The 1,501-nt window shown below is 24.8% G+C and carries 2 protein-coding genes; one reads left to right on the top strand and one right to left on the bottom strand.

Going from position 1 to position 1,501, the window contains the following annotated elements:
• On the top strand, window positions 1-228 hold a 228-nt coding region (locus ACERKK_RS13095; RefSeq protein WP_373773517.1), incomplete at its 5' end, for an HNH endonuclease.
• Window positions 229-242: 14 nt separating this feature from the next.
• Here ACERKK_RS13095 and ACERKK_RS13090 read toward each other — a convergent pair.
• The coding region (locus ACERKK_RS13090; RefSeq protein ID WP_373773516.1) for a type II secretion system protein GspD at window positions 243-1,501 on the bottom strand (1,259 nt) is incomplete at its 5' end.

The following is a 1,501-nucleotide window of genomic DNA, read 5'->3' as shown; positions in this document are numbered from 1 at the left end:
GCATTTAAAAGAGATAATTGTAAATGTAATAGATGTGGTCTTAAAATGGATTTAAAAGACACTATAACTGTATTTGTAAAAGATATTAATGATGGTGGTGGTTATAACTTTGAGAATTTAATATCTTTATGTTCAGATTGCAATAAAATCTTAAACTCTCAAAATCCAAATAGCACTATTTCTAATTTAGAAGTAAATGATAAATTAATGTTTTTTGTAGAATCATAAATCAAGCATATATATTAATATCCTAATATCTCTCTAACTCTTTGTTCATGAATTGTTTTACTACTGACTCTATCTATTTTAATATTTGAAGTATTACTTAAATTTTGATACTCATCTTCTATATTTTTTATATTCTGTTTATAAAGTTTTCTTTCTTTTATTTTTTCAACTTGTTTTCTTTTTAACCTAAGTAAAGAGTCTTGTAAATATTTGTCCTCCAAAAGTTTCAACTCTGATAATTTATTTCTTACATATGTAATATCTTTTGTTTGTGGTATTAAATAAGGAGTTACAATTACTACTAAATTGTTTTTCTTTTTATTAGATGACTTATTTTTAAATAATTCTCCTATTAATGGAATATCTCCTAACAAAGGAACTTTTTGATTGATTATTTCAGTTCTATTTTCAATTAAACCACCAATTATTACGCTTTCTCCATTATTTAAAATAGCAGTTGTTTTTATCTCTTTTTTTGAAGTATCTGCATTACCACTTAGGGTACGTGTAGTTTTGACACCTTCTAATATAGCATTGATTTCTAAAGTGACCTTATTATTATTTGATATTCTTGGTTTAACTTTTAAAGTAAGACCAACATCTTCTCTTTTAAAATTTTCATTTGAAGTTCCACCATCTGTTATACTTGAAGAAGTTTTAATAGAGATTGTTTCTCCAACATAAATAGAACTCTCTTTATTATTTATTGCTAAAATTGATGGTTCAGAAACAACATCTAAAGCACCATTTTGTTTTAAAAGATTAACAGATGCTCCTAATGCTAATCCTGATGAAATATCACCTAATTCCAAACCTAAGAATGACTTTACAATATTCAAAGAATCTGAACCATCATTAAGGCTTGTAGAAAAAGTTGATAATCCTTTACTAGTAACATTCCCTCCAAAAATACCATAAGAGATACCAATTTTATCAACTAAATCATCATTTACTTCAATAATTTTAGCTTGAACATAAACTTGTGATTTTTCTTTATCTAGCTTCATTAATAAATCTTTTACATATTTAATTTCATTAGATGGTCCCATTAAAACAATTGAGTTTGATTCTTCATCAACTGAAGATAATGGTTTTGCATTTGGATCAATATATTTTTTCTTTCCAATAATAGTATCAATAATTTTTATAACATTTTTTGCTTCTACATTTTTAAGGCTTATTACTTCAATGACTCTTTTAACCAAAGAACCATTTAAATCAATATCCATAATATAATCTTTTAAATATTGGATATTGGATTTTACTCCAATTA

Source organism: Poseidonibacter sp. (assembly GCF_041821165.1).
In the GTDB taxonomy this organism is placed as follows: Bacteria; Campylobacterota; Campylobacteria; order Campylobacterales; family Arcobacteraceae; genus Poseidonibacter.
The sequence above is the reverse complement of the archived record's forward strand: the minus strand, read 5'-3'. Positions and strand labels throughout refer to the sequence as shown.